This is a genomic window from Streptomyces sp. Y20, assembly GCF_043195475.1.
Classification (GTDB): Bacteria; Actinomycetota; Actinomycetes; order Streptomycetales; family Streptomycetaceae; genus Streptomyces.
Genome location: NZ_JBIDDP010000013.1, coordinates 44,815 through 69,058, shown reverse-complemented (window position 1 = coordinate 69,058; position 24,244 = coordinate 44,815). Strand labels below are relative to the sequence as shown.

The following is a 24,244-nucleotide window of genomic DNA, read 5'->3' as shown; positions in this document are numbered from 1 at the left end:
GCCGCGTGCGGCCGGGGGGACACCCACGGAATAAACGGAGACCGCCTCCTGTTAGCCACCGCTGGACGGCACCCGCCTGCCGTGCCACGCCTGACAGCACGCCCGATCACAGGAGGCCCCCACCGTGTCCGCAGCCGAGGCAGACGAGATCCGGGGCACGACGTACGGAACCGCGCCCGCCCCCCTGTCCGTACTGGACCTGGTGACCGTCGGCGCGGGCAGCACCGCCACCGACGCGCTGCGCACCAGCGTCGCCCTCGCCCGGTTCACGGAGTCCCGCGGCTTCCACCGGTACTGGGTCGCCGAGCACCACTCCATGCCCGGCGTGGCCTCCTCCTCGCCCGCCGTGATCCTCGCCCACCTCGCCGCCCACACCGACCGCATCCGGCTCGGCTCGGGCGGCGTCATGCTGCCCAACCACGCCCCGCTGGTGATCGCCGAGCAGTTCGGCACGCTGGAGGCGATGGCGCCGGGCCGCATCGACCTCGGCCTCGGCCGGGCCCCGGGCACGGACGGCGCCACGGCCGCGGCCCTGCGCCGTACCGCCACCCTCAACGAGGGCGCCGACGACTTCCCGCAGCAACTGGCCGAGCTGACCCGCTTCCTGGACGACGACTTCCCCGACGGCCACCCCTTCCGCCGCATCCACGCGATCCCCGGCCCGGTCCAGGGCAGCACGCCCAGCGGTGTGCAGTCCCCGCACCGCCCGCCCGTCTGGCTGCTCGGCTCCTCCGGCTTCAGCGCCCGCCTGGCCGGCACGCTGGGCCTGCCGTTCGCCTTCGCGCACCACTTCTCCGCGCAGAACACCCTCCCGGCCCTGGACCTGTACCGGCAGACGTTCCGCCCCTCCGCGCTCCTCACCGAGCCGTACGCCGTCATCGGTGTCTCAGCGCTCGCCACCGACGACGAGCGGGAGGCCCGCCGCCAGACCCGGGCGATGGCGCTGAACATGATCCGGCTGCGCACCGGCCGCCCCGGTCTGTTCCCCGACCCGGAGGAGGCCGAACGACACGAGTTCAGCCCGATGGAGGAGGAGTTCGCCGCCTCCTGGACGACCAACATCGTCCACGGCACGGCCGACGAGGTCCGCTCCGGCCTGGACGACCTGCACAAGCGCACCGGCGCGGACGAGCTGATGCTCACCTCGCACGCCCACCGCGGCGAACTCCGCCTGCGCTCCTACGAACTGATCGCCGACGCCTACGGGTTGCCGACCGCGTAGGTCTGCGCCTGAAGCAGCTCGGAGATACGGTCCGGAGGCACCGGACGGGAGTACAGCCAGCCCTGTCCGGTGTCACAGCCGATCCGGCGCAGCCGGGTGGCCTGGGCGGAGGTCTCCACGCACTCGGCGGTGACCGTCAGGCCGAGGCGGTGGGCCAGCTGGATCATCGCCTCCACGATGACCTCGTCGGCGGGGTTGGGGGCGAGTGCCTTCTTGTCGCCCTCGTACTGGAAGCCGCGCACGAAGGAGCCGTCCAGCTTCAGGACCGACACCGGCAGCCGGCTGAGATAGGCGAGGTTGGAGTAGCCGGTGCCGAAGTCGTCGATGGCGATGCGCACGCCCATGTCGCTGAGGGCCTGGAGCGCCTGGATCGGGCGGCCCGCCGAACCCATCACCGCCGACTCGGTCAGCTCCAGCTGGAGCAGGTGCGGGGCGAGCCCGGTCTCGGCGAGGGTCTGCGCCACGTCGGCGACCAGGTCGGAGTCCCACACCTGGCGTACCGCCACGTTCACGCTGACGAAGATGGGCGGCTCACCGGGGTTGTCCGTCTGCCAGCGGCGGGCCTGCCGGCAGGCGGTGGCCAGCGCCCACCGGCCGAGCTGCACGATCGAACCATCCTCCTCGGCCAGTCCGATGAACCGATTCGGCGTCAGCGTGCCGAACTGCGGGTGGTTCCAGCGCACCAGCGCCTCCACCCCGCTGAGCCGCCCGTCCTCCATGCCGACCAACGGCTGGTACTCCAGGGCGAACTCACCGCGTTCGACGGCGGGCCGGAGTGTGGACGACAGGGCCTGACGGGTCATTCGGTGGGCGTTGCGCTCGGGGTCGAACAGCGTCCAGCGGCCCTTGCCGTCGGCCTTCGCCCAGTACAGGGTGGTGTCCGCCGCCTGCATCAGACCGGTCGCGGAGGTCCCCGCCGCATGCCGTTCGACCACGCCGATGGACGCGGTCGACGACAGCCGCTGCCCGCCCAGGTCGAAGGGCTCCTCCAGCGCCCTCAGCGCCGACTCGGCGAGATCGGCGAGCTGTTCGGTGCCGGTGGAGTCCTCCACCAGCAGGGCGAACTCGTCACCGCCGAGCCGTGCCACCAGGGGAGTGGCGGCCCGTGTGCGCCCGGCCTCGTCGGCGACCCGGGTCAGGCGCTCGGCGACGGCCGCGAGGAGCCGGTCGCCGAAACGATGGCCGAGAGTGTCGTTGACGGCCTTGAATCCGTCGAGGTCCAGATAGCACAGGCCGATCCGGCCGGTACCGCTGCGCTCGTACGACTCCGCCTCCAGCGCGGCCGTCAGCCGCTCGAAGAACAGCGCGCGGTTGGGCAGCCGGGTCACCGGGTCGTGCATCTCCAAGTGCCGCAGGCGCGCCTTGAGTTCGCGCCGGGCGCTGATGTCGGTTGCCGACAGCAGCACGCCCGGCTCGCCGCCGGCCAGCGGGGTGACGCTGACCTGCACCCACACCGCGTGCCCCTCGGGGTGCTTGAGCCGGCGGGTGCAGCGCAGGCGGCCCTGCCCGTCGCGCAGTACCTCGCGATAGGCGTGCCGGCTGCGGGCGTCCGAGCCCAGGCCCACCAGGCCGGCGGCGGGCCGCCCGGTGAGCGTCGCCGGATCGGCGCCGATCAGGTCGCCGAAGGCGGCGTTGGCGCTGACGACGAGTCCCTCGGGGTCCACGACCGCCATGGCGAGCGGGGCCGCCGCGAAGACACAATGGTAGGAGACATGGTCACTGACTGTGACGGCTGACCGGTCGAGGTCTGCCGCGGGCGTCGGCCCTTCGGACGTTCCGCTCACCGCTCGCTCCCGCAGTGCACTCGATCTCTGTCCGTGCCGGAAAGTGTGCCGATCATAGAGGCTGGCCCCCCGCCCTTCCAGCCACTGTCCAGTGTCCCGGACGGGACACAGGTTCTGACAGATCGTTTCTGCCCGCACCTGGACGGGTTCTTCAGGCCTCCGACCGATTGTGACGTTCCGTGAGTGTTTCGAGGTGTCGGGCGCCGGAACACGTCGGCGACCGACGGCGGGGCGCTCACCCTTCTGGTGCAGGCAAACGCGGCAAAACATGACAGATGGCAGCAATCTGGGTGCGGGTCCCCGAACCGCGTCCGGAGGTCATGTCCGTGCCCATGCTGCGCAGCACCGCCGCCGTGTTCACCACGATGTCGGCGCTCGCCGCGACCTCGATCCTCAGCGGCCCGTCGGTCGCCGGGCCCTTCTCGACGGCCCCCTGCGCCCTGCACCGGACCCAGGCCCACCACTCGGAGGGCCTGGACACCTGGAACACCGCCTACACCCGCCCCACCGGCACCGTCGACGCCGTCCTGGTCTTCCTCTCCTTCCCGGACGCCGCCCCGCGCACCAGCCCCGCCCAGCTGACCGCCGACCACTTCCCCGCCACCAGCCGCTTCTTCGCCCAGGCGTCCTACGGCCGGTTCGCCCTGCGCCCGCATCCGCTCCCGCGCTGGCTGCGCATGCCGCGTCCGTCGACGGCGTACGCCATGCGGCGGGACTGGAGCGCCGAGGACCGGGCCGCCTATCTGCGGGACGCGTTCGCCGTGGCCGACGAGCAGGTCGACTTCTCCCGCTACCGGGTCGTCTATTTCGTCGCCGACCCCGACGCGCCCGGCGTCGACTCCGACGCCACGAAAGTCGTGAACCTGGACACGCCCCTGCACGTGGACGGCACCGACATCCACCGGGTCGTCACGGTGTTCGAGAAACACCCGCCGGACCGTCTCGTCCTCGCCCACGAGACCGGCCATGTCTTCGACCTGCCCGACCTCTACCACCGTCCCGTCGACGGCAAGGGCGACTGGGACACCTACGTCGGCGACTGGGACCTGATGGGCAGCCAGTTCGGACTCGCCCCGGACCTCTTCGCCTGGCACAAGTGGAAACTCGGCTGGCTCGATCCGCGTCAGGTGGTGTGCGTGCACGGCACCGCGCCGGCCCGCCTCACCCTGGAGCCCCTCGCGGCCGGGCCGGGCGTCGCGGTGCCGGCCACGGGCGGCTCCCCCGCCTTCGGTCTCGGGCGCGGCGCGAAACTGGCGGTCGTGCGCACCGGCCCGGACAGCGCCCTGGCCTTCGAGGCACGCGGCACGGCCGGCAACGACCGCGCCTCCTGCCGGCAGGGCATCCTGGTGTACCGGGTACGCGCCGGCGCCGAGTCCGGCGGCGGCCCGGTGGAGGTCGTGGACGCCCACCCGCGCACCGAGGCCTGCTGGGAGAACTCGGTCTATCCACCGCTGGCCGACGCGCCGGTCGCCCTCGGGGAGAGCTTCACCGTGCCCGGGGAGGGCGTGCGGGTGGAGGTGGAGGACCGGACGGCCTCGGGGGCGTGGACGGTGCGGATCACCCCGGCGATGAGTGACTGAACCCCCGGCCGGCACGGGAATGGGAAAGGCGGGTCACATCCGGCATCAACCGGTTGTGACCCGCCCTCGTCATGTGCGCCGCCAGGGACTCGAACCCCGGACCCGCTGATTAAGAGTCAGCTGCTCTAACCAACTGAGCTAGCGGCGCCTGCTGACGTCGTAGACCTTAGCATCCTGGTCGGCGGGAGGAAAAATCGATATGCGTACGGCCGCCCGGGCCGCCCGGACGGCAGCCCAGAGCACGGTCTCGGGGCCGGGCAGCCAGGGGTACCGCGTGTCGGGGGCGACCAGCCAGCGGGAGGCGCCGGGGGTGTCGCTGCCGGCCGGGGCGGGGGCCGGCACGGTCACCGCGTCCCCGGTGCCGTGGCACAGCAGCGGCGGCACCGCCCGCGTCCGCCGGGACCCCCACTCCTCCCAGGCCAGCAGCGAGGGCAGCCGCTGGGCCGTGCCCGGGGCGGTGAACATCAGGGTCCGGCCCCGGAACACCGCGACGGGCCCCGACCCCGGGCCCTCGTCCCACAGCCGGTCCAGCATCCGGCGCCCGAAGGCCACCGGCGCGCTGACCACGTCGAAGACGGCACCGCAGGGCAGGACGACCGGGGCGTTCGGACGTTCCTCCCAGAGGGCCAGGGTGCTGCGCGGGTACGTTCCTGCCGAGGCCAGCCAGGCGACGCCCTCGGCACTGACACGGGTGACGTTCGGTGCGCTGCTCATGGGACCCAGGTGTACACGCGGTGAGCGGACGGTTCTCCAGAGTTGCCGAAAAACGGGACAGGGGCAGAGAGGAGGAGTATCTTGCCCGCCTGGCATATGCCTGGGAGGTACCCGGGCGCTGGGCGCGGCGGGCGGTCACCCGGGATCGACGGGCGTCCGCCCCTCGACGTTCCCCCGCAGCAGGTCCCGGCCGAACTCCACCATCTTCTTAGCGTAGTCCTCCGTCCACTCCGCCCGCTCGGCGATGTCCGCCGTCGTCAGCCGGTCGAACCGGCGCGGGTCGGCGAGCTGGGCCGCCGCGAGGGCCTGGAACTCCACGGCCCGGTCGGCCGCCGCGCGGAACGCCTGGGCCAGCTCCGTCGACCGCGCCAGCAGCGCCTGCGGATCCTCCATCGACTCCAGATCGAAGAAGTGCTCCGGATCGGCAGCCGCCTCCGCGGGCTCGAAGAGCAGGGGCGCGGGGCGTAGCCGCGGTTCGTTACGACGCGGCGTGGGCTCCGCCATGTTGTGTCTCCTCCTCGTACGGTTCGCGGGGCACCGCCATCAGGTGCGCCACCGTCCATTGTCCCGCGCCCCCGCAAGGGCCCGTCAGCACACTGACGGCCGCCGAACGGCCGAGCGGGCGCCGCGGGCGGCGGTCAGGGGCGCCAATCCACTCGGTGTTCGGCGAGGTGGGCCAGTACCGCGTGGTTCGCCTCCCAGCCGTCCGGGAACTTCACGAGGGTGCCCAGCTGGACCGGTTCCGTGGACGGGTAGTCGTCCAGCAGGTCGCTCACGCCGGCGCGGCAGACCACGATGCACGCGTGGCGGTGGCGGGAGGCCAGGACGCACAAGCGGCCGGTCTCCAGGTGGAACGCGGTGGCGTCGGGGCGGCCGGAGAGCGGGTGCAGGACGACCGTGACGTCGTACTCGCGGCCCTGGAGGCGGTTCGCGGTGTCGACGGTCACGTCCTGGACACCGAGGTCGGCCAGGGCCGCGCGGACCGCCGCCGCCTGGTCGCGGTGGGCCGTGCCCACGGCGACCCGGTCGGCGGTGAGCGGCGTGGCGCCGCTCCCGGCCGGAGGCCGCGGGGACGGGGGCGGCTCCGAGACCGCCGCGCCGCCGCGGTCCAGCAGGCGCCGGACGACCGCCGCCACCGCCCGCACCGCCTCCGGGTCCGTGCGCGGGGTGTGCCGGGCGGGCAGCTCCAGCAGGCCCCAGCCGGTCTCCGCCGCCTCGTCGATGACCCGGTCGGGGCCGGAGCCGTCGGAGGGGACCGCGAAGGTGAGGCGGCGGTCGCCGTGGTCCGTGCCGCTGCGGAACGGGGTGTACGGGTAGAAGGCGCGTGAGACCAGGGGGGCCGCCGAGGCCGGCAGGCGCCAGGACACCGGCAGGCGGTGCTGGGGCAGGCCCGGGTTGTGCGCCAGCAGGGTGGTGACCGCGGACGCCGACGGGTCGTACGACAGGCCCGCCCACTGGTCGCTGCCGACGGTCGAGAACGGGTCCAGCTGTCCGGGGTCGCCCACGAACAGCGCCCGTTCGAACAGGCCGGCCACGGCGAGCAGGGAGTCCGAGCGCATCTGGTACGCCTCGTCGACGATCGCGTGCCGCCACGGCTCGTCCACCGTCACGTGCGCCCACTTCGCGGCGGTGGACAGCACCACCGGCAGGCCGCCGAGGTCGGCGGCCTTCGCGGACGTACGGACGTTCGGCAGGGCGTCCAGCGCCGGGTCGTACGGGTCGCTGTCGCTGCTGTGCAGGCGGCCGACCGGCAGCTCCGGGTCCTTCGCGGCTAGGCGCAGGACGAGGTCGTCCACCTGGGCGTTCGTCTGGGCGACCACCATCAGCGGGCGGCCCGCGCCGGCCAGCTCCAGGGCCGCGCGGACCACGAGCGTGGACTTGCCGGCCCCGGGCGGGGAGTCGACCACCACGCCGCGCTCGGTGCCGTGCAGCGTGTCGTGGAGGATCGCGTCGGTGGCGCGGGCGGCCGCGGCCGCGGGGTCGGAATCGACGGTCGTCACAGCACGTCCTCCTCGGTCACGGTGTCGGGCGCCTGCGCCACGGGCTCACCCGGCGGCCCGCCGTGCGTCCACGGGGTCTCCTCCGGGTCGGGCAGCTTCGCGCCGCCGCGCTGCTCGTGCTCGAAGAGGGTGAAACACACCCGGTCGCCCTTCTCGGGCACCGACCCGGGCTCGGGCTCCTTCCCCCGCCCCATCCGGTCCAGGATCCGCAGCACCAGCACGCCCTCGCCCTCCGCACCGGCGAACTCCGCCGCCTGCGGCCTGCCGCCCACCGAGCGGTACACCCGGGCCCGTTCCCCGAGATGCGGCCGATCCTCCGTGCGGACGGTCACCAGCGGGCGCGGGCTCGGCCGTCTGCTCTCGCTGTACGCCATCACCACCTCGGTCACCTCACCGGCGAACGCCTCCCCGGCCAGCCGCCGCCCCGCCATCACCAGCGGATCGTCCAGCGCCTCCTGCGCCTCCAGGCGGGCCTGCTCCCGCTCGCGCGTGGCCAGCTTGTTCGCCGCCGTCACCGCGTCGTCCCGGCGCGGCTGCGGGGGCTCCCCGGCCAGCACCCGGTCCCGGTGCCCGGTGAACGACCAGCGGTCCCGCGTCCAGCGCTCCTCGACATGGGCGCCCTCGGGCAGCGCCCGCAGCAGGTCCAGGCCCCGCCACACCGCGTCCCAGGTGGGCCGGACACGGCTCTCGACGAGAGCGCGGACGTCCCGTTCGGCCGCGGTGAGCGCGGCCAGCCGGTCGTCGGCCTCCAGCGGGTCCTGGGCGGCGGCCAGGGCCGTACGCGCGCGGTCGTACCGCTCGATCGCCGGGGCCAGCAGCTTGTTGTCGAACGCCGGATCGGTCGCGGGGCCGGCCGGCGGGCACCGCAGCTGTCCGGCCGCGTCCCGCGCCAGTTCGGCCCGGTGCGCGGCGTCCGCGCCGCTCTCGCCCCCGGGCGGGTCGATCCAGGCGAGCAGCGCGCCCAGGTGCTGGTCCTCCAGACCGGACTGGCCGGTCGCCCAGTGCCGGGCCAGCAGGTCGGTCAGGGCCAGCAGCAGGGAGGAGCCGGGCACCCGGGACCGCTCGCCGTAGTGGGTCAGCCAGCGTCCGAGCAGCGGCACCCGGGGCGGCGCCGGGTAGGGCGCGTCCGGATCCTGCTCGGCGGTGCGGCGAAAACGCGTCGAGCGGCCGAGGAGCCGTACGAAGTCCAGGCCCGCGCGGCTCGGCACGATCAGCTGGGGCGCGTCCGCGCACAGCTCGGCCTCCACCTTGACCCGCTTGCCGGTCTCCGGATCGGTCTGAGTGCGCTCGGCCGGCTCCACCGACTCCGCGAAGGAGTCCAGGTACGGCAGGACGGCGTCGGCCAGGTCGGCCAGGAAGGTGAACCGCAGGTCCCGGTCGCGGGGCTGCGGCACGGCCAGCAGCCGGGGCGCGTCCCGGTCGGTGCCGACCAGCGCGCCGAGCGGGGCGCCGGTCTCACCGGCCGTCGTGAGCGGTACGAACACCAGCGGACGGTCGGACAGATGCCGGTGCCGGACGGTCGCGGCGGGCTGCGCCCGTCCGCTGCCGACGGCCTCCAGCCGGGCGAGGGTGTCGATCAGGGACACGTGGCCACCTCCCGGGCGGCCGCCAGGGCCTCCGCGCGCAGCCGGGCCGCCCGGCGCAGGGCCGCCACCGCCGGGTCGTCGGGGTCGCCGCTGTCGCCGCGGGCCGCCGCGAGGACCTCCTCGACGGTGGCGAGGCCGCCCAGTTCGGCCCGCAGGGGCCGGCCGAGGCGGGTGACGGCGCCGGCCTCGCGGGCGCGGTCCCGGCAGTGGAAGGCGAGTTCGCAGGCGGACAGGCACTCGGGCGCGTACGTCGCCGGTACCGCCTCCACGGCCGCCGTCAGCTCCTCGGCGGGCCGGTCGGGCGCGAAAGACGTGCCCTCGGGCAGCGCGCCGGCGATCTCCTCGACCCGGGTCAGCCGGGCGAGCTGACGGGCGGTGACCGCACGCTGCTTGCGGACGTCCACGGCACAGCCCGCGGGCAGGTTGGAGAAGTCCTTGGGGCACACCAGCAGCACCCGGTGGCGCACGCGGGGGGCTGGATCGATACGGGCGGCGACGTCCTCCAGGGCGAGCACGTACACCGCGGCCTGCCGGGCCGCGGCGCCCACCTTCGACGGGTCCGCGGAGCCGTCCACCATCGGGAACGACTTGATCTCCACCACCGACCAGCTGCCGTCCGGGTGCACCACCACCGCGTCCGGTTCCACGAACGCGAGCGAACCCGCCACGTCCAGGGCCAGCATCGGGTGGTCGAGGAGCGTCCAGCCGCCGGCCCGGGTGGCCTCGCGCAGCGCCAGCGCCGTACGGGCCGTACGCCCCTGCGGGCCGTAGGCGGCCAGGTCGGGCAGGGCCGCCTCCGCGGGCGGCTCGGCACCCGGGTCGAGGTGGGCGTGCGCCAGCCGCAGCAGTTCCGCGCCGCCGTCCGCCTTCACCCGCGCCTCGAAGGCGTTGCCCCGGGTCAGCGCGAACTGCGACTGCCCGAAGCCGGAGGGCGCGCCCAGCGCGCTCGCCAGCCGGGCCTTGTCCACCCCGGCGCCGTCCAGGATCGCCCGCCGGGAGCAGCCGGGGTTCGCGGCGAGCGCCGCGAGGGCGCGCGCGTCCAGGGCCTTGGCCGGTACGTCCGGACCGCGCAGCTCAGCGAGCCGGTGCCGGAGCCCCTTCTCCCGCGCTGGTGGGGGAGACGTCCGGTCCGGCCGCGAGGTCGGGCGATGACGCGCGCTGCCGTGGAATTCGCTCACCCGCGGAAGTCTGGCATCCGGCACTGACAATCGGGGAACCGGTGGCGCCCGGGACCACCGGGGCGGGCCGGGACGGGCGGGACCGGACCAGGTCCGCGGCCCGCGTCACCCGCGGCGCCAGCAGGAGACCGGCACCCATCACGGCGACGCCCGCGACCGCGTCCAGGAGGTAGTGGTTGGCGGTGCCCATGACCACGAGCGCGGTCAGCAGCGGGTAGGCGACGCCGAGGATCTTCGTCAGGCGTGAGCCGCCGTGGCGCCAGAGCATCACCCCGCACCACAGCGCCCAGCCCACGTGCAGGCTCGGCATCGCCGCGTACTGGTTGGTCATGCCGCCCATGCCGCGCGGCGCGCTGGCCTGGGCGCCCCACCAGCCGTACGAGCTGTACTGCGCCATCGTGTCCACGAAGCCGTGGCCGGCGGAGAGCAGGCGGGGCGGGCAGGTCGGCAGCAGCGTGAAGCCGATCAGCCCCATGAACGTGGACGTCATCAGCCAGGTGCGGGCGGCCCGGTAGTGCCGGGCACGCGCGCGGAACATCCAGATCAGGATGACGGGCGTGACGAGGTAGTGCAGCGAGGCGTACCAGAAGTCGGCCGGCACACCGAGCCAGGTCTCCCGGGTGAACAGCCGGTTCAGCGGGTGTTCCGCGTTCAGGTGCAGGGCCTTCTCGACGCGCAGGATCGCCAGTCCGTGGTCGACGGCGCTGGTGACGTCCCCGCGCGCGAGGAGCCGGCCGGCCGAGTAGCAGGCGTAGACCAGCACGATCAGCGGCAGTTCCGTCCACCAGCGCAACCGGGGTCGCGGGGCCGCCTCGGTGCCCGGTGTCTCGGTCTGCGGCATCCGATCGCCCTCCCCCTTCTGCTGTACGGCGCCCCGGCGGGCGACCGTGCCACTTTACGGTGTCCGAACACCGCCCATGAGGGCGCTCCCACTTGTGCACCGGTGGCCGTTCCAGCCCTCGAAGACGCCGGGATCGCCCGCCGGGTTGCGCCGGAGCACGGTGCGCGATGATGGAGGGACCGCATGCACACGTTTTTCCGTGGCGTCCGTGTCGGCGCCACCGTCCCGGAAGGTCTCCCATGGCACCGCGCATCCTGCTGGCCCGGCACGGACAGACGGCCTGGTCGCTGTCCGGCAAGCACACCGGCAGGACCGACGTGCCGTTGCTGGAGGAGGGCCGGCGCGGGGCCAAGCTGCTCGGCGAGCGGCTGCACCGCGCTCCGCTGGACGGGCTGGCGGACGCGGAGGTGCGCACCAGCCCGCTCTCCCGCGCGCGAGAGACGTGCGAACTGGCCGGTTTCGGCGACCGTGCCACGGTGTGGGACACGCTCATGGAGTGGGACTACGGCGCGTACGAGGGCATGACCCCCGCCGAGATCCAGGCTGTCCGGCCCGGCTGGCTGATCTGGCGGGACGGCGTCCCGGGGGGCGAGTCCCTGGCCGAGGTGACCGCGCGCGCGGACGAGGTGGTGTCCTGGGCGCGCTCGGCCGACCGGGACGTGCTGGTCTTCGCCCACGGGCACATCCTGCGCTCGATCGGAGCGCGGTGGCTGGGCCTGCCTCTGGATTTCGCCGCCCGGATACGACTGAACCCGACGTCACTGTCCGTACTCGGCTGGGCCTACGGCGAACCGGCGATCGAGACCTGGAACGACGTGGGCCATATGGCGGCCTGACGGCAGTCACCACCGGAGCGGGACCGGGTGACGCAGGTCCCGGCAGCGGTCGTGCCCGCGGCAGTCCGCGGACGGGCAGCGCGCGGTGGCGTACGCCTCAGGGCGTATTGCCCGCCCCGGATGTGCGCTCGGTCCGTCGTACTCCCCGGTCCGCCGGCCGTGCCCTACGCCCGGCCGGTGCGCGGCAGCGACGCGTGGCGGTTCAGGAAGTCCGGGACGCCCGGTGCGCGGCGGTGCGGGAGCAGGGCCCGGGCCGTGGCCGCCAGCATCGTCCGGATGCGGGAGGACTGGACCTGGTCCAGCAGGCCCATCACCCGCAGCCCCGCCTCGGCGGCCTCGTCGGGACGGCCCTCGTGGGCCAGGTCGCCGGCCAGTTCCGCGGTGTAGAGCGCGATGTTGCGGGTGAAGTGCGGATCCTGGAGCCGCGCCGCGCGCCGCGCGTGCCGGGACGCCCGCCGCCAGTCGCCCAGGGTGGACCAGCACTGCGCTTCCAGTCCCTCCAGTTCGGCCTCGCCGTAGAAGCTCATCCATTCGGGGTCGGCGTCCGAGCGGCCCCGCGCGAAGAGGGTCTGCGCGCGGGCCAGCGCCTGCTCGCAGCCGGTGCGGTCGGCGAGCCCCGCCCAGCCGCCCGCCTCGCGCAGCGCGAGGAGGGACATCAGCCGGTCGGAGCCCAGGGCGCGGCCGGCGCGCTGCGCGGCCTGCGCGGCCCGGACCGCCTCCCGGGGGCGGCCGGCGTCCCGCGCCAGGAACGCGGTGTTGCAGAAGGCGTGCGCCTCCAGCCCCGGGTCGCCGGTCATGCGGGCCGTGGCCAGCGCCTCGGCGTAGTGCGAGCGGGCGTCGTCGAAGCGGCCGGAGTCGTGGGCCAGCCAGCCCACGGAGATGGCGAGTTCCCCGGCACCCGCGTGCAGCCGGTCGGTGGTCGTCTGCCGGGTCGCGCCGGCGTCCAGCAGCGCGTACGCCGCGCGCAGCGGAGCCGCCGCGCGCCGGTAGAGGCCGTCCGCGCCGTGCCGGTCGTCGAGCAGCCTGATGCGGCGGACGGCCTCCTCCAGGGCGGTCGCCTCGGGGATGCCGACGCGGCCGGGCGGCCGCCCGGTTGCCGCGGCACCGGTGGTGAGTCCGAGCGGGGCCAGCGTGGCGGCGGCCACCGTGGCGCCTGTGCCGGTCATGAACGCGCGACGCAGCACGTCGCTCTCCTCTTGGTTCCAGGGGTCGTTCTCGTACGGTTCGTGCGGGTCGCCCGAGGGATCCGGGCCGGCCGGGTCGTGCGGGTTCCGTGTGTCATACGGACCGCAGGCACCGCGCGTCTCATCCGGCACCGCGCGCGCCTGCCCGGCCGTACGCGCCGCCCGTCCGCGGACGGCCGAACGGGGCGCGAAGCCGAGGTCGGTCAGCGTGCGGCCGGGGAACATGTGCAGGAACACCCGTTCGTACGCGTAGTTGGGGCAGCGGATCTCACCCGCCTCGACCCGGCCGACGTAGCGCGCGTCACAGCTCACCCGCTCACCGATCTCACGTGCCGCCCGCCGGACCAGCGCAGCGAACTCGGCCGGTGAGCGTCGGCCGCGCAGCCGCCGGAAGGCGAGGTTCGGCCGGGGCGGCCGTTCGGGCTGTGACGAGGTCACCGTGGACGACGTCATGACCGGGTCCTCTCGTGCGAACCGTGGAAGCGTCGAACCGTGCCGGGCCCGGGGGCGGTCCGCGGGACGGGGCGTCCGTGTGACGCCCTGGGTCCGGCGGGCCTGAACGTACCCGCTGTGCGGGGCCGTCCGCACGGCGTTTAGCTACAAAACGGTCATCTCACGCACGATCTGCCATGAAGTGCCATCCTTTGCGGCGCACTTGTGCCGTAGCCGTTGACGCGCTCACGCGTTGGAGTCCATGGACCGCGAGTGGGCTGTGTGGTGGAGGCCGGCATGGAGAGCAGCCAGAGCAAGGACCCCCGGACGTCGGCGCCGCCGTCCGAGGAGGGGTGCGACGTCGTGACGGTACCGGCCCGGCAGGGCCTGGAGGCGGTCGACATCCTGCGCCGCGGCGCCTGCGACGCGGTGGGGCCGGTCCTGCACGACGACGGCTGCGGCACCCTCGGTTTCGTGGTGCCGGCCGGTACGGCGGCCGGCTGGGACGTGCCGGGCAGCACCTGCACCGGGACGGACGGGCGCGGACTGCGCCTGGCCCCCGAGCCGCCCGTCGCCGGCTCGGACTGGCTGCTGCCGCCCGGCGAGGCCGACCTCGCCACCGACCCGGTGGAGTTGCGCCGGGCCCTCGGGGAGGCGGCCCGGCTGATCGAGGCGGCCGACAGCCGCCGGTGACACGGCAGTCCGCGGCGGCTGCGAAGATGGGGGGATGGGCAGGTCGAGGAACACGCGCCGCAGGTCGGCCCCCGCCGCGGCCGTCGAGGAACCGGTCGACGGCGGGCTCGCGCGGCTCGTACCGGACCCGGACCGCGCCCGCGCCTGGACGCTGCTGATCGACGGGGCACCCCAGTCGCACGTCGACCTGGACGATCCCGCCCACCTGTCCTTCGAGTACCAGCGCCGCATCGGCCACGTCATCGACCTCGCCGCCCCACCCGGCAGGCCCGTGCACGCCGTGCACCTCGGCGGCGGCGCCTTCACCCTCGCCCGGTACGTCGCCGCGACCCGGCCCCGCTCCACCCAGCAGGTCGTCGAACGGGACGCGAGCCTGGTCCAGCTGGTCCGGCGCGAACTGCCGCTCGACCCCCAGGCCCGCATCCGGGTACGGGCGACGGACGCCCGCGCGGGACTCGCCAAGGTGCCGGACGGCTGGGCCGACCTGGTCGTCGCCGATGTCTTCAGCGGCGCCCGCACCCCCGCCCACCTCACCTCCATCGAGTTCCTGGACGAGGTCCGCCGCGCGCTGAAGCCCGCCGGCGTCTACGCCGCCAACCTGGCCGACGGCCCGCCGCTCGCGCACCTGCGCGGCCAGATCGCCACCGCGGCCGCCCGGTTCGGCGAACTCGCCCTCATCGCCGACCCGGCCGTCCTGCGCGGCAAACGCTTCGGCAACGCCGTCCTGGTCGCCTCCGACCTGCCGCTGCCGCTCGCCGAACTCACCCGGCGCGCCGCCTCCGACCCGCACTCCGCCCGGGTCGAACACGGTCCCCGGCTCACCGACTTCACCGGTGGCGCGGTACCCGTGACGGACGAGGCCGCGGTGGCCTCCCCGGCCCCGCCGCCCTCGGTGTTCCAGTAGGGCCGCGCGCCCCGGGCCGGCCGGTCAGTAGGTTCCGATCTCGACCCGTGGCGGGCCGTCGTGCCAGGTGCAGAACACCGACACCCGGTCCGCGTCCCGGGCGAACTCCACCCGGATCCACGCCGTCGTCTTCCACACCTGCATCGACCAGCCGGTCCCCGGGGTCGCCGACACCAGGGTCGCGCTCGAGGTGCCCAGGTCGAAGACCGCCCGGCCGCCGTCGGTGTCGTAGGCCCTGACCCGGCCGGCGACGGAGGCCTCGACGGTGGGGGAGGCGCTGGCGGCGGGGGCCGGCGTCCGTGAGGGCGTGGCCGCGGGCGGCCCGGACGACCCACTCCCGGACGGCGAGGGCGGGACGGTCGGTGAGGCCGGCGGTTCCGGGGCCGGTGGCTGCGGGCGCCGGGTGGCCGCGCCGGCCGCCGCGACCGGCAGCGCCCGCGGCGGCTCGTACACCGTCCCCGCCATCACCGTGTGCACGCCCCACCACGACAGCGTGACCGCCGCTCCCGTCGCGAGCAGCCACGCCAGTACGTGTACGAGTCCTCTGCGCATCGCGGGCCATACTGCCCCAGGGGGACGGCCGTACGCACCTGTACCGGGTTGTCCACAGGCACCCGCCCGTCCCTCCCGCATGGCGTACGGTGCGGCGCATGGCAAGTGTTCTCGTGGTCGAGGACGACCAGTTCGTACGCTCGGCGCTCATCCGGCACCTGACCGACGCCGCACACACCGTGCGCAGCGTCGGCACGGCACTGGAGGCGCTGCGCGAGGTCGCCCAGCTCCGCTTCGACCTGGTCGTCCTGGACCTCGGACTGCCCGACCTGGACGGCTCCGAGGCCCTGAAGATGCTGCGCGGCATCACCGACGTGCCCGTCATCATCGCCACCGCCCGGGACGACGAGACGGAGATCGTCCGGCTGCTCAACGCCGGGGCGGACGACTACCTCGTCAAGCCGTTCTCCGTCGAGCACCTCTCGGCCCGCATGGCCGCCGTGCTGCGCCGGGCCCGCTCCGCCGGCGCGGAACCCCCGCCCTCCGATGTGCTCCGCGTCGGCGGTCTCACCGTCGACCCGCTGCGCCGCCGGGCCGAACTGGACGGCGTGCCACTCGACCTGACCCGCCGTGAATTCGACCTGCTCGCCTTCCTGGCCGGCCGGCCCGGTGTCGTCGTCTCCCGCCGGGAACTCCTCGCCGAGGTCTGGCAGCAGTCCTACGGCGACGACCAGACCATCGACGTCCATCTGTCCTGGCTGCGCCGGAAACTGGGGGAGACGGCGGCCCGGCCGCGCTATCTGCACACACTGCGCGGGGTCGGCGTGAAGCTCGAACCCCCGGTGGCCGGGGAGGCGCCGCGATGAGATGGGCCCTGGTCAAGGTCTGCCTGGCGGTCACCACGATGGTCGTGGTCGCGTTCGCCGTGCCGCTCGGCCTGGTCGTCAAGGAGATGGCCCGCGACCGGGCCTTCGCGGGCGCCGAGCGGGAGGCCGCCGCGGTCGCCCCCGCCCTGTCCATCACCACCGACCGGGACGAGCTGGAGCGGGTGGTGGCCTCGGCCGGCGCCGGCTCCGGGATGGCCGTGCACCTGCCCGCCGACGGCGGCCGGGCCGCGCTCGACCTCGGCCGGCAGCGCGCCGCCGTCCGCGACATCCAGGCCGTGCGCAGACTCGGCCGCGCCTCCATCGGCTCCGTGCCGGGCGGCTCCGTCCTGCTCCAGCCGGTCGCGCTCGGTTCCGGCGCGATCGCCGTGGTGGAGGTGTACGTTCCCGAGGCCGAGGTGACCAACGGCGTCGGCACGGCCTGGGCGGTGCTCGCGGCCGTGGGCCTCGCGCTGATCGTCGGCTCGGTCGCGGTCGCCGACCGGCTCGGAGTGCGCATGGTGCGGCCCGCGCGGCGCCTGGTCGAGGGCGCGCACGAGCTGGGCGAGGGCAAGCTGGGCGCCCGGGTGCCGGAGGACGGACCGACCGAACTGCGGCTCGCCGCCGTCGCGTTCAACGCCATGGCCGACCAGGTGGTCCAGCTCCTGGCCAACGAGCGCGAGCTGGCGGCCGACCTCTCGCACCGGCTGCGTACCCCGCTCACCGTCCTCCGGCTCAACGCCGCCTCCCTGGGCGCCGGTCCGGCCGCCGAGCAGACCCGGGCGGCCGTCGCCCAGCTGGAGCACGAGGTCGACACCATCATCCGCACGGCCCGCCAGGCCAAGCCCCGGACGGCCCCCGCCGGACCCGGCGCCGGATGCGACGTGGCCGCGGTGGTGCGGGAGCGCATGGAGTTCTGGTCCGCGCTGGCCGAGGACGAGGGCCGCACCTGGCGGGTGGCCGGCGCCGACCGGCCCGTCCGCGTGCCCGTGGCCCGCGCCGACCTCGCCGCCGCACTCGACGCACTGCTCGGCAACGTCTTCCGGCACACCCCCGAGGGCACCGCCTTCGCGGTCGACGTGCACAACGGCGACGACGCGGTGATCGCGCTGGTCTCCGACGCGGGCCCGGGCATACCCGACCCGGAGGCGGCGATGGCCCGCGGCCGGGGTTCCGGGAACGCCGGCTCGACCGGCCTCGGCCTGGACATCGTGCGCCGGCTGGCGGAGTCCACCGGTGGCGACGTCCGCATCGGCGGCTCGGTCCTGGGCGGCACCGAGGTGCGGATCCGGCTCCAGCTGGACGGGCGGGCACCGGTGGGACGGGGCCACCGGGGAGCGGTGCGCCGGCGCCGGCCGCGCCGGCTGGTCCCGACCATTAACCGTTCCCGATCGCTTCCTTAAGCGCACCATAAACCCGGCAACCACCGCCCCGAACAGGCCAATTGTCTGAATCGGGCCCGCTAGCGTGCTGCCGCATCCCCACAGGTCGGGAAAGCCCTGTGACCCCCCCCGTGAGCAGTAGAGGCAGGCACGCGCATGAGCACGCACCGGCGCAGGATCAGTGGCAGGAACAAGGCGATAGGCGGACTGGTGGCCGCCGCGGTGATCGGCGGCGGCGCGGTCCTGCTCACCGGCACCGCCAACGCGGCCGCGGTGAACGCCGCCTACACCCGGACCAGCGACTGGTCCACCGGGTATTCCGCCCAGTACGTCGTCACCAACACCACCGGCCGGGCCGAGAAGACCTGGACGCTTGAGTTCGATCTCCCCTCGGGCGCCAAGCTCGGCTCCCTGTGGAACGCCCGGTCCAGCGTGACCGGTCAGCACGTCACCGTGAAGCCGGCCACGTGGGACACCGACGGCCTGGCCCCCGGCAAGTCGGTGACCGTCGGCTTCGTGGTCGACGGCAGCGGTGACCCGACGGGCTGCCGGATCGACGACGCCCAGTGTTCCGCGGACGGCGGCGCCACCCCCGAGCCGAGCGGCCGGCCCACGCAGACCACCCCGGCCCCCACCCCGACCCCCACCGCGTCGGCCCCCACCCCCACCCCCACTCCCACCGGCGGCACCGGAACCGGCACCACCTCCGACGCCGGTTTCGCGCCCTACGTCGACACCTCCCTCTACCCGGCCTTCGACCTGCTCGGTGCCGCCGACGCGACCGGCGTGAAGAACTACAACCTCGCCTTCGTCAACGACGGCGGCGGCTGCACCCCCAAGTGGGGCGGCGTGACCGACGTCAACAGCGACGGCGTGGCCGCGCAGATCGGCTCGCTGCGCGCCAAGGGCGGTGACGTCCGCGTCTCCTTCGGCGGTGCCTCCGGCTCCGAGCTGGCCACCACCTGCTCCTCGGCGGACGCGCTGGCGACGGCGTACGGCAAGGTGGTCGACGCGTTCAAACTGACCAAGGTCGACTTCGACGTCGAGGGCGGCGCGCTGCCCAACACCGCGGCCAACACCCGCCGCGCCCAGGCCATCGCCAAGCTCCAGGCCCAGCACCCCGGCCTGGACGTCTCCTACACCCTCCCGGTGATGCCCGAGGGCCTCACCCAGGACGGCGTGAACCTGCTGTCCGACGCCAAGTCCAACGGCGTCAAGGTCAGCACCGTCAACATCATGGCGATGGACTACGGCCCCTCGTACAGCGGCGACATGGGCACCTACGCCGAGCAGGCCGCCACCGCCACGCAGGCCCAGATCAAGAGCGTGCTGGGGCTGTCCGACTCCGCCGCCTGGAAGGCCGTCGCGGTCACCCCGATGATCGGCGTCAACGACGTCTCCTCCGAGGTCTTCAAGGTCGAGGACGCCACCCAGCTGGTGGACTTCGCCAGGTCCAAGGGGATCGGCTGGCTCTCCATGTGGTCCGCGACCCGCGACAAGCAGTGCGCCGGCGGCCCCAAGTCCACCGCCGACGCCACGTGCAGCTCCATCAGCCAGGACACGAACGCGTTCGCCAAGGCGTTCGCCGCGTACAAGTAGCACCCGGCCGGCCCCCCGGCACCCCCCGGCCGGTATCCCCCGGGCGCGGCCCGCCCCCACGACGGGCCGCGCCCGGGACGCTCAGGCCAGGGGCTCCACCGACGGCAGCGTCCCAGTCCGCGCCGCCTCCCCGTACCACCGCGCGCTGGACTTCGGGGTGCGCTCCAGCGTCGCGTAGTCCACGTACACCGCGCCGAACCGCTTGCCGTAGCCGTACGACCACTCGAAGTTGTCCATCAGGGACCACAGGAAGTAGCCGCGCACATCGGCGCCGTCGGCGATGGCGTGCCTCACCTCGGCGAGGTGGCCGCGGAGGTAGGCGATGCGCTCGGGGTCGTGGACGCGGCCCTCGGGGTCGGGCTTGTCGTCGTAGGCCGCGCCGTTCTCGGTGATGTAGAGCGGGAGCCCGGGGGCCTCTCGCGAGTAGCGCATCAGCAGGTCGTACAGGCCCGTCGGGTCGATCGTCCAGCCCATCTCCGTGCGTTCGCCGGGGGTCTGGTGGAAGAGGATGTCGTCGGCGGCGGGCCAGGGGGAGTGGTCGCTCGCCCCGTGGCCGTCGGCCCGGGGGCCCTTGACGTCCCCGGAGACGGCCGAGACCAGCGCCGGGGTGTAGTAGTTCAGGCCGAGGGCGTCCAGCGGCGCGTTGATCGTGCGGACGTCGCCGTCGAGGACGTACGACCAGTCGGTGACCGAGGCGGTCGCGGCGAGCAGCGTCTCCGGGTACGCGCCGTGCAGCATCGGGCCGTGGAAGACGCCGTTGGCGAGGTCGTCGATGCGGCGGGCCGCCGCCAGGTCGGCCGGGTCCTGGGTGAGGGGCCGTACGACCGAGGAGTTGAGACTGATCGCGATCTGGTTGCGGGCCGGCATGGCCGACCGCAGGGCCGAGGCCGCCAGGCCGTGACCCAGGTTGAGGTGGTGTGCCGCGCGCAGGGAGGCCGCCGGGTCGGTGCGGCCGGGGGCGTGCACCCCGGAGGCGTAGCCCAGGAAGGCGCTGCACCAGGGCTCGTTGAGGGTGATCCACTGCTCCACCCGGTCGCCGAGCGCCTCGCCGACGAGCTGCGCGTACTCGGCGAACCGGAACGCGGTGTCCCGCTCCGGCCAGCCGCCCGCGTCCTCCAGCTCCTGCGGCAGGTCCCAGTGGTAGAGGGTGACCGCCGGCTTGATGCCGGCCGCCAGCAGCTCGTCGACCAGCCGGCGGTAGAAGTCCAGGCCCCGCTGGACCGCCGGCCCGCGGCCCGTCGGCTGCACCCGGGACCACGAGACGGAGAAGCGGTAGGCGTTCAGGCCCAGCTCCGCCATCAGCGCCACGTCGTCGCGGTAGCGGTGGTAGTGGTCGACCGCGACGTCCCCCGTCTCGCCGCCGGCCGTCTTGCCCGGCGTATGGCTGAACGTGTCCCAGATCGAGGGGGTGCGGCCGTCCTCCCGCACCGCCCCCTCGATCTGGTACGCCGAGGTCGCTGCGCCCCAGAGGAAGGCGGGCGGGAAGGTCACGGACGACGGAACGGAGTCAGGCATGGAAGCGCTCCCATTTACGGTCGGAAGGGGCCGACGGATGAGGGGGAAGAAGGGGCCGGGACGGCGGTGGCCCGGCCCCCGGGAAGTCGTGCGGGCACAGTCGGGCGGGCGGATCAGCCCTTGATCGCGCCCTGCATGATCCCGCCCACGATCTGCTTGCCGAACAGCAGGAAGGCGATCAGCAGCGGCAGCGTGCCCAGCAGCGCGCCGGCCATGATCACCGCCTGGTCGGGGACGTAACCGGTGCCGAGCGAGTTCAGGGCGACCTGCACGGTCGGGTTCTGCTGGGTCAGGGCGATGATCGGCCACAGGAAGTCGTTCCAGGCGAACACGAACGTCAGCAGGCCGAGCACCGCCATCGCCGGCCGTGCGGCCGGGAAGACGACGTGCCAGACGATCCGCAGGCTGCTCGCCCCGTCCACCCGGGCCGCCTCGATCAGCTCGGTGGGCAGCGCCTGCACCAGGTACTGCCGCATGAAGAACGTGCCGAACGCGGTCACCAGGCTCGGCAGGATCACCGTCTGGAGCTGGTTGGACCAGCCCAGGTTCGACATCCACAGGTACAGCGGTACGACGGCGAGCTGCGGCGGGATCATCATCGTGCCGATGGTCAGCAGCAGCAGTACGCCGGAGAACCGGAACCGCAGTTTGGCGAAGGCGAACCCGGCCAGCGTGGAGAACAGCACCGTGCTCACGGTGATCGTGCCCGCCACGATCACCGAGTTGAGCATCGCGGTGCCGAGCCCGGCCTGGTCCCAGGCCGCCTGGAGGTTGCGGAACAGGTTGCCGCCGAACCACAGCGGCGGCGGGGTCTGGGCCAGCCGCCGGTCGGTGCGGGAGGCCGCGATCGCCGTCCATACCAGCGGGGCCAGCGAGACCAGCGCGAACACGGCCAGCACGAGGTAGGTCACCGGGCCCGCGTGCAGCTGCTTGCCGGCGCCCATGCGACCGCGCTGCCGCGGCGCCTTTCCTTCCCGGCGCCCGGCCCGGGGGATGGTCAGTTGACTCATTGGGACTTCCTCAGCCGTCGGGTGAGCAGCAGGTTGACCGCGGCGATGATCAGCAGGAGCAGGAACATCGACCAGGCGATCGCGGACGCCTTCCCGAGGTTGCCGATGATCCAGCCCTGGTCGTACATGTACAGACCGAGCGTCTGGTACTGGTGCTCGGAGCCGCCCTTGGAGCCGCTGACCCCGCCGAACAGCAGCGGCTCGCCGAAGAGCTGGGTCGCGCCGATGGTGGAGACGACGACCGTGAACAGGATCGTCGGCCGCAGCTGCGGGACCGTCACGTGCCGGAACTGCTGCCAGCGGTTCGCGCCGTCGATCGCCGCCGACTCGTACAGGTCGGCCGGGATGGCCTGCATGGCGGCCAGATAGATCAGCGCGTTGTAGCCGGTCCAGCGCCAGATCACGATCGAGGAGACCGCGAACTGCGAACCCCAGTCCGACTCACGCCAGTTGACCGGGTCCACCCCGAAGAAGTGCAGGACCCAGTTGACCATGCCGCCGTCCCACGAGTACAGCAGCGTGAACACCAGGGTCGCCGCGGCCACCGAGGTGGCGTACGGGGTCAGCATCACCACGCGCCACACGGTGGAGCCGCGCAGCTTGTAGTTCAGCAGGTGCGCGAGCCCGAGCGCGGCCAGCAGCTGCGGCACGGTCGAGATCAGGCCGATGCTGAACGTGTTCTTCAGGGCGTTCCAGAAGAAGTCCGAGGACAGCAGGTTCCGGTAGTTGTCCAGGCCCGCCCAGGTCTGGTGGTCCAGCGAGGACAGCTGCACGTCGTGCAGCGAGTACCAGGCCGTGTAGAGCAGCGGTATCAGGGAGAAGGCCCCGAAGAGCACGAAGAAGGGGGCGACGAAGGCGTACGGCGCCGCCTTCGTGTCCCAGCGGTAGAACCGGCTGCGCCAGGAGTCGGCGCCCGCCGGCGCGCCGCGACCGCGAGCGCCCCGGGCCGCGCCCGGCGGGGTGCCGGGCGCGGCCTCGGCGCTCGACGCGGGATGCGCGAGTGCCTGCTTGGAGCTGCTCACTGGCCGAGCACGTCCTTGATCTCGTTCCTCGCGGCGTCCCAGCCCTGCTCGGGCGACTTGCCCTTCTGCTCGACCTGGAGGATGCCCACGTCGGTCAGCGCGGTGTTGATGGGCTGGTCCTTGACGCCGAAGTACTGCGTCGGGATCGTCTTCGCCGAGTCGGAGAAGATCTGCGTGATCGGCGCGTTCGAGAAGTACGCCGTCGTGTCCGCGGCCGGCTTCAGGCTCGCGTAGGCCGAGGGGGTGGAGGGGAAGCTGGCCTGCTTGGCGAAGACCTTCGCCTGCTGCTCGGGCGCGGTCAGCCACTTCGCCAGGGCGATGGCCTCCTTCTGGTGCTTGCCCGCCGTCGGCACGCCGAGGAAGGAGCCGCCCCAGTTGGCCGCGGTGGGCGCCGCCGCCACGTCCCAGTTGCCCTTGCCCGCGTCACCGGACTTCTGCTCGATGTAGCCCATCATCCAGGCCGGGCAGGCCACGCTCGCGAAGGAGCCGTTGGCGAAGCCCTGGTCCCACGGCTTGTCGAACTGCTTCAGCTTCGCCGACATGTCGCTGGTGGCGACCGTCATCGCGGCGTCCCAGGCCTTCTTCACGCCCTCGGACCTGTCCCAGACGACGTTGCCGTCCTTGTCGTAGTACCGGGTGGCACCGCCGCCGAGGGCCGCGTTGTAGACGGAGGACGCGGAGTCCACGAACTTCGCGCCGTCGGGCGCCTTCTTCATGAACTTCTTGCCCAGGTCGACGTACTTGGCCCAGTCACCCTTCCACTGGGCGGCCAGCTTGGTGCGGTCCGTCTCCAGCCCGGCCTTCCGGAACAGGTCCTTGCGGTAGCAGATCGCCATCGGCCCGATGTCGGTGCCGAGCCCGATGGTCCTGCCGTCCTTCGTGGTTGCCTGCGCGAGCTTCCAGTCCAGCCACTGCGACTTGTCGACCTCCTTGCCGAGGTCGACGAACTTGTTCGCCTGGGTCTGCACGGCCTCGGTGATGTTGCCGACCTCGATGGCCTGGATGTCGTCGGTGCCGGCGCCCGCCTGGAGGCGGGTGAGCACCTTCGGCCAGTACACGTCGGTACGGGTGGTGACGTTTTCCTTGATGCTGATGTCCGGATGCAGCTTCGTGTACTCGTCGTAGAGGCCGGCCTGCTTGTAGCCGAAGACGCCGAAGGTCCCGATGGTCAGCTCGATCTTGCCCTTGCCACTGCCGTCGCCACCCGAGTTGTCCGACGAGCCGTTGTCCGAGTCGTTGGCGCAGCCGGCCAGCAGCCCCGTGGTCAGTGCGGCCACGGCCGCGAGGGCCATCAGCCGATGTGGCCGGCGGATGCTCGTGCGCATTTCGTCCTCCTGTTGCCTGACGTGCCGACCCCCCGGCCAACTGCATGAAATCGGGCCCGTTCGTACGCGCTGCGGCTCGGGC

21 protein-coding genes and 1 tRNA gene are annotated in these 24,244 nt (G+C 73.5%); 8 read left to right on the top strand and 14 right to left on the bottom strand.

Annotated elements, in window-relative coordinates; translation table 11 throughout:
• Window positions 1-124 precede the first annotated feature (124 nt).
• On the top strand, window positions 125-1,222 hold the full coding sequence (locus ACGFT1_RS27740) for an LLM class flavin-dependent oxidoreductase (protein WP_373911719.1): 1,098 nt from the start codon (window positions 125-127) through the stop codon (window positions 1,220-1,222).
• Here ACGFT1_RS27740 and ACGFT1_RS27735 read toward each other — a convergent pair.
• Window positions 1,201-3,006, bottom strand: coding sequence for a putative bifunctional diguanylate cyclase/phosphodiesterase (locus ACGFT1_RS27735; protein WP_373911718.1), 1,806 nt, complete (start codon window positions 3,004-3,006; stop codon window positions 1,201-1,203). The two genes, ACGFT1_RS27740 and ACGFT1_RS27735, sit on opposite strands and share 22 nt — an antisense overlap.
• 275 nt (window positions 3,007-3,281) lie before the next feature.
• Between ACGFT1_RS27735 and ACGFT1_RS27730 the strand changes: the two genes are divergently transcribed.
• On the top strand, window positions 3,282-4,586 hold the full coding sequence (locus tag ACGFT1_RS27730) for a M6 family metalloprotease domain-containing protein (protein ID WP_373911717.1): 1,305 nt from the start codon (window positions 3,282-3,284) through the stop codon (window positions 4,584-4,586).
• A 74-nt stretch (window positions 4,587-4,660) separates the two neighbouring features.
• Here the strand turns inward: ACGFT1_RS27730 and ACGFT1_RS27725 are convergent.
• From ACGFT1_RS27725 to ACGFT1_RS27695, 7 genes are all read right to left on the bottom strand, one after another.
• Window positions 4,661-4,734 (bottom strand) — tRNA-Lys (locus tag ACGFT1_RS27725).
• Complete coding sequence (locus ACGFT1_RS27720) at window positions 4,725-5,300, bottom strand: bifunctional DNA primase/polymerase (protein ID WP_373911716.1); 576 nt, start codon at window positions 5,298-5,300, stop codon at window positions 4,725-4,727. Before ACGFT1_RS27720 ends, ACGFT1_RS27725 begins: the two co-directional genes overlap by 10 nt.
• 135 nt (window positions 5,301-5,435) lie before the next feature.
• Window positions 5,436-5,804 carry a hypothetical protein gene (locus ACGFT1_RS27715; protein WP_373911715.1) on the bottom strand — a complete coding sequence of 123 codons (369 nt, stop codon included), beginning with the start codon at window positions 5,802-5,804 and terminating at the stop codon, window positions 5,436-5,438.
• Between the two features lie 134 nt (window positions 5,805-5,938).
• Complete coding sequence (locus tag ACGFT1_RS27710) at window positions 5,939-7,300, bottom strand: AAA domain-containing protein (protein ID WP_373911714.1); 1,362 nt, start codon at window positions 7,298-7,300, stop codon at window positions 5,939-5,941.
• Complete coding sequence (locus tag ACGFT1_RS27705; protein WP_373911713.1) at window positions 7,297-8,886, bottom strand: hypothetical protein; 1,590 nt, start codon at window positions 8,884-8,886, stop codon at window positions 7,297-7,299. The genes ACGFT1_RS27710 and ACGFT1_RS27705 overlap by 4 nt, the downstream gene beginning before the upstream one ends.
• On the bottom strand, window positions 8,877-9,959 hold the full coding sequence (locus ACGFT1_RS27700; RefSeq protein WP_373911858.1) for a hypothetical protein: 1,083 nt from the start codon (window positions 9,957-9,959) through the stop codon (window positions 8,877-8,879). The genes ACGFT1_RS27705 and ACGFT1_RS27700 overlap by 10 nt, the downstream gene beginning before the upstream one ends.
• A gap of 1 nt (window position 9,960) precedes the next feature.
• Entirely contained in the window at window positions 9,961-10,905 is a 945-nt protein-coding gene (locus tag ACGFT1_RS27695; RefSeq protein ID WP_373911712.1) for a phosphatase PAP2 family protein, read from the bottom strand.
• Window positions 10,906-11,144: 239 nt separating this feature from the next.
• On the opposite strand from ACGFT1_RS27695, the gene ACGFT1_RS27690 reads away from it, so the two are divergent.
• Window positions 11,145-11,741 carry a histidine phosphatase family protein gene (locus tag ACGFT1_RS27690; RefSeq protein ID WP_373911711.1) on the top strand — a complete coding sequence of 199 codons (597 nt, stop codon included), beginning with the start codon at window positions 11,145-11,147 and terminating at the stop codon, window positions 11,739-11,741.
• A gap of 164 nt (window positions 11,742-11,905) precedes the next feature.
• Here ACGFT1_RS27690 and ACGFT1_RS27685 read toward each other — a convergent pair whose 3' ends face one another.
• A complete protein-coding gene (locus ACGFT1_RS27685; protein ID WP_373911710.1) occupies window positions 11,906-13,378 on the bottom strand; it encodes a hypothetical protein in 1,473 nt (490 codons plus the stop codon).
• Window positions 13,379-13,654: 276 nt separating this feature from the next.
• On the opposite strand from ACGFT1_RS27685, the gene ACGFT1_RS27680 reads away from it, so the two are divergent.
• Both ACGFT1_RS27680 and ACGFT1_RS27675 read left to right on the top strand, forming a co-directional pair.
• A complete protein-coding gene (locus tag ACGFT1_RS27680) occupies window positions 13,655-14,050 on the top strand; it encodes a hypothetical protein (protein WP_373911709.1) in 396 nt (131 codons plus the stop codon).
• A gap of 34 nt (window positions 14,051-14,084) precedes the next feature.
• Window positions 14,085-14,954 (top strand): spermidine synthase, encoded by an 870-nt coding sequence (locus ACGFT1_RS27675; RefSeq protein WP_373911708.1) that lies wholly within the window; start codon window positions 14,085-14,087, stop codon window positions 14,952-14,954.
• A gap of 24 nt (window positions 14,955-14,978) precedes the next feature.
• Here ACGFT1_RS27675 and ACGFT1_RS27670 read toward each other — a convergent pair whose 3' ends face one another.
• Window positions 14,979-15,506: a hypothetical protein gene (locus ACGFT1_RS27670; RefSeq protein ID WP_373911707.1), complete on the bottom strand. Its 528-nt coding sequence runs from the start codon at window positions 15,504-15,506 to the stop codon at window positions 14,979-14,981.
• A 98-nt stretch (window positions 15,507-15,604) separates the two neighbouring features.
• Between ACGFT1_RS27670 and ACGFT1_RS27665 the strand changes: the two genes are divergently transcribed.
• From ACGFT1_RS27665 to ACGFT1_RS27655, 3 genes are all read left to right on the top strand, one after another.
• The gene (locus tag ACGFT1_RS27665) at window positions 15,605-16,312 is read left to right on the top strand and encodes a response regulator transcription factor (protein ID WP_373911706.1); all 708 of its coding nucleotides are present in this window, start codon (window positions 15,605-15,607) and stop codon (window positions 16,310-16,312) included.
• Complete coding sequence (locus ACGFT1_RS27660; protein WP_373911705.1) at window positions 16,309-17,712, top strand: sensor histidine kinase; 1,404 nt, start codon at window positions 16,309-16,311, stop codon at window positions 17,710-17,712. Before ACGFT1_RS27665 ends, ACGFT1_RS27660 begins: the two co-directional genes overlap by 4 nt.
• A 135-nt stretch (window positions 17,713-17,847) precedes the next feature.
• Entirely contained in the window at window positions 17,848-19,290 is a 1,443-nt protein-coding gene (locus ACGFT1_RS27655) for a cellulose binding domain-containing protein (protein WP_373911704.1), read from the top strand.
• Window positions 19,291-19,371: 81 nt separating this feature from the next.
• On the opposite strand, the gene ACGFT1_RS27650 is transcribed toward ACGFT1_RS27655, so the two are convergent.
• The 4 genes from ACGFT1_RS27650 to ACGFT1_RS27635 form a co-directional block, all read right to left on the bottom strand.
• Entirely contained in the window at window positions 19,372-20,805 is a 1,434-nt protein-coding gene (locus ACGFT1_RS27650; protein WP_373911703.1) for a GH1 family beta-glucosidase, read from the bottom strand.
• A 113-nt stretch (window positions 20,806-20,918) separates the two neighbouring features.
• Entirely contained in the window at window positions 20,919-21,815 is an 897-nt protein-coding gene (locus ACGFT1_RS27645) for a carbohydrate ABC transporter permease (protein ID WP_373911702.1), read from the bottom strand.
• A complete protein-coding gene (locus ACGFT1_RS27640) occupies window positions 21,812-22,837 on the bottom strand; it encodes a carbohydrate ABC transporter permease (protein WP_373911701.1) in 1,026 nt (341 codons plus the stop codon). Before ACGFT1_RS27640 ends, ACGFT1_RS27645 begins: the two co-directional genes overlap by 4 nt.
• Window positions 22,834-24,162, bottom strand: coding sequence for an ABC transporter substrate-binding protein (locus tag ACGFT1_RS27635; protein WP_373911700.1), 1,329 nt, complete (start codon window positions 24,160-24,162; stop codon window positions 22,834-22,836). Before ACGFT1_RS27635 ends, ACGFT1_RS27640 begins: the two co-directional genes overlap by 4 nt.
• Window positions 24,163-24,244 lie beyond the last annotated feature (82 nt).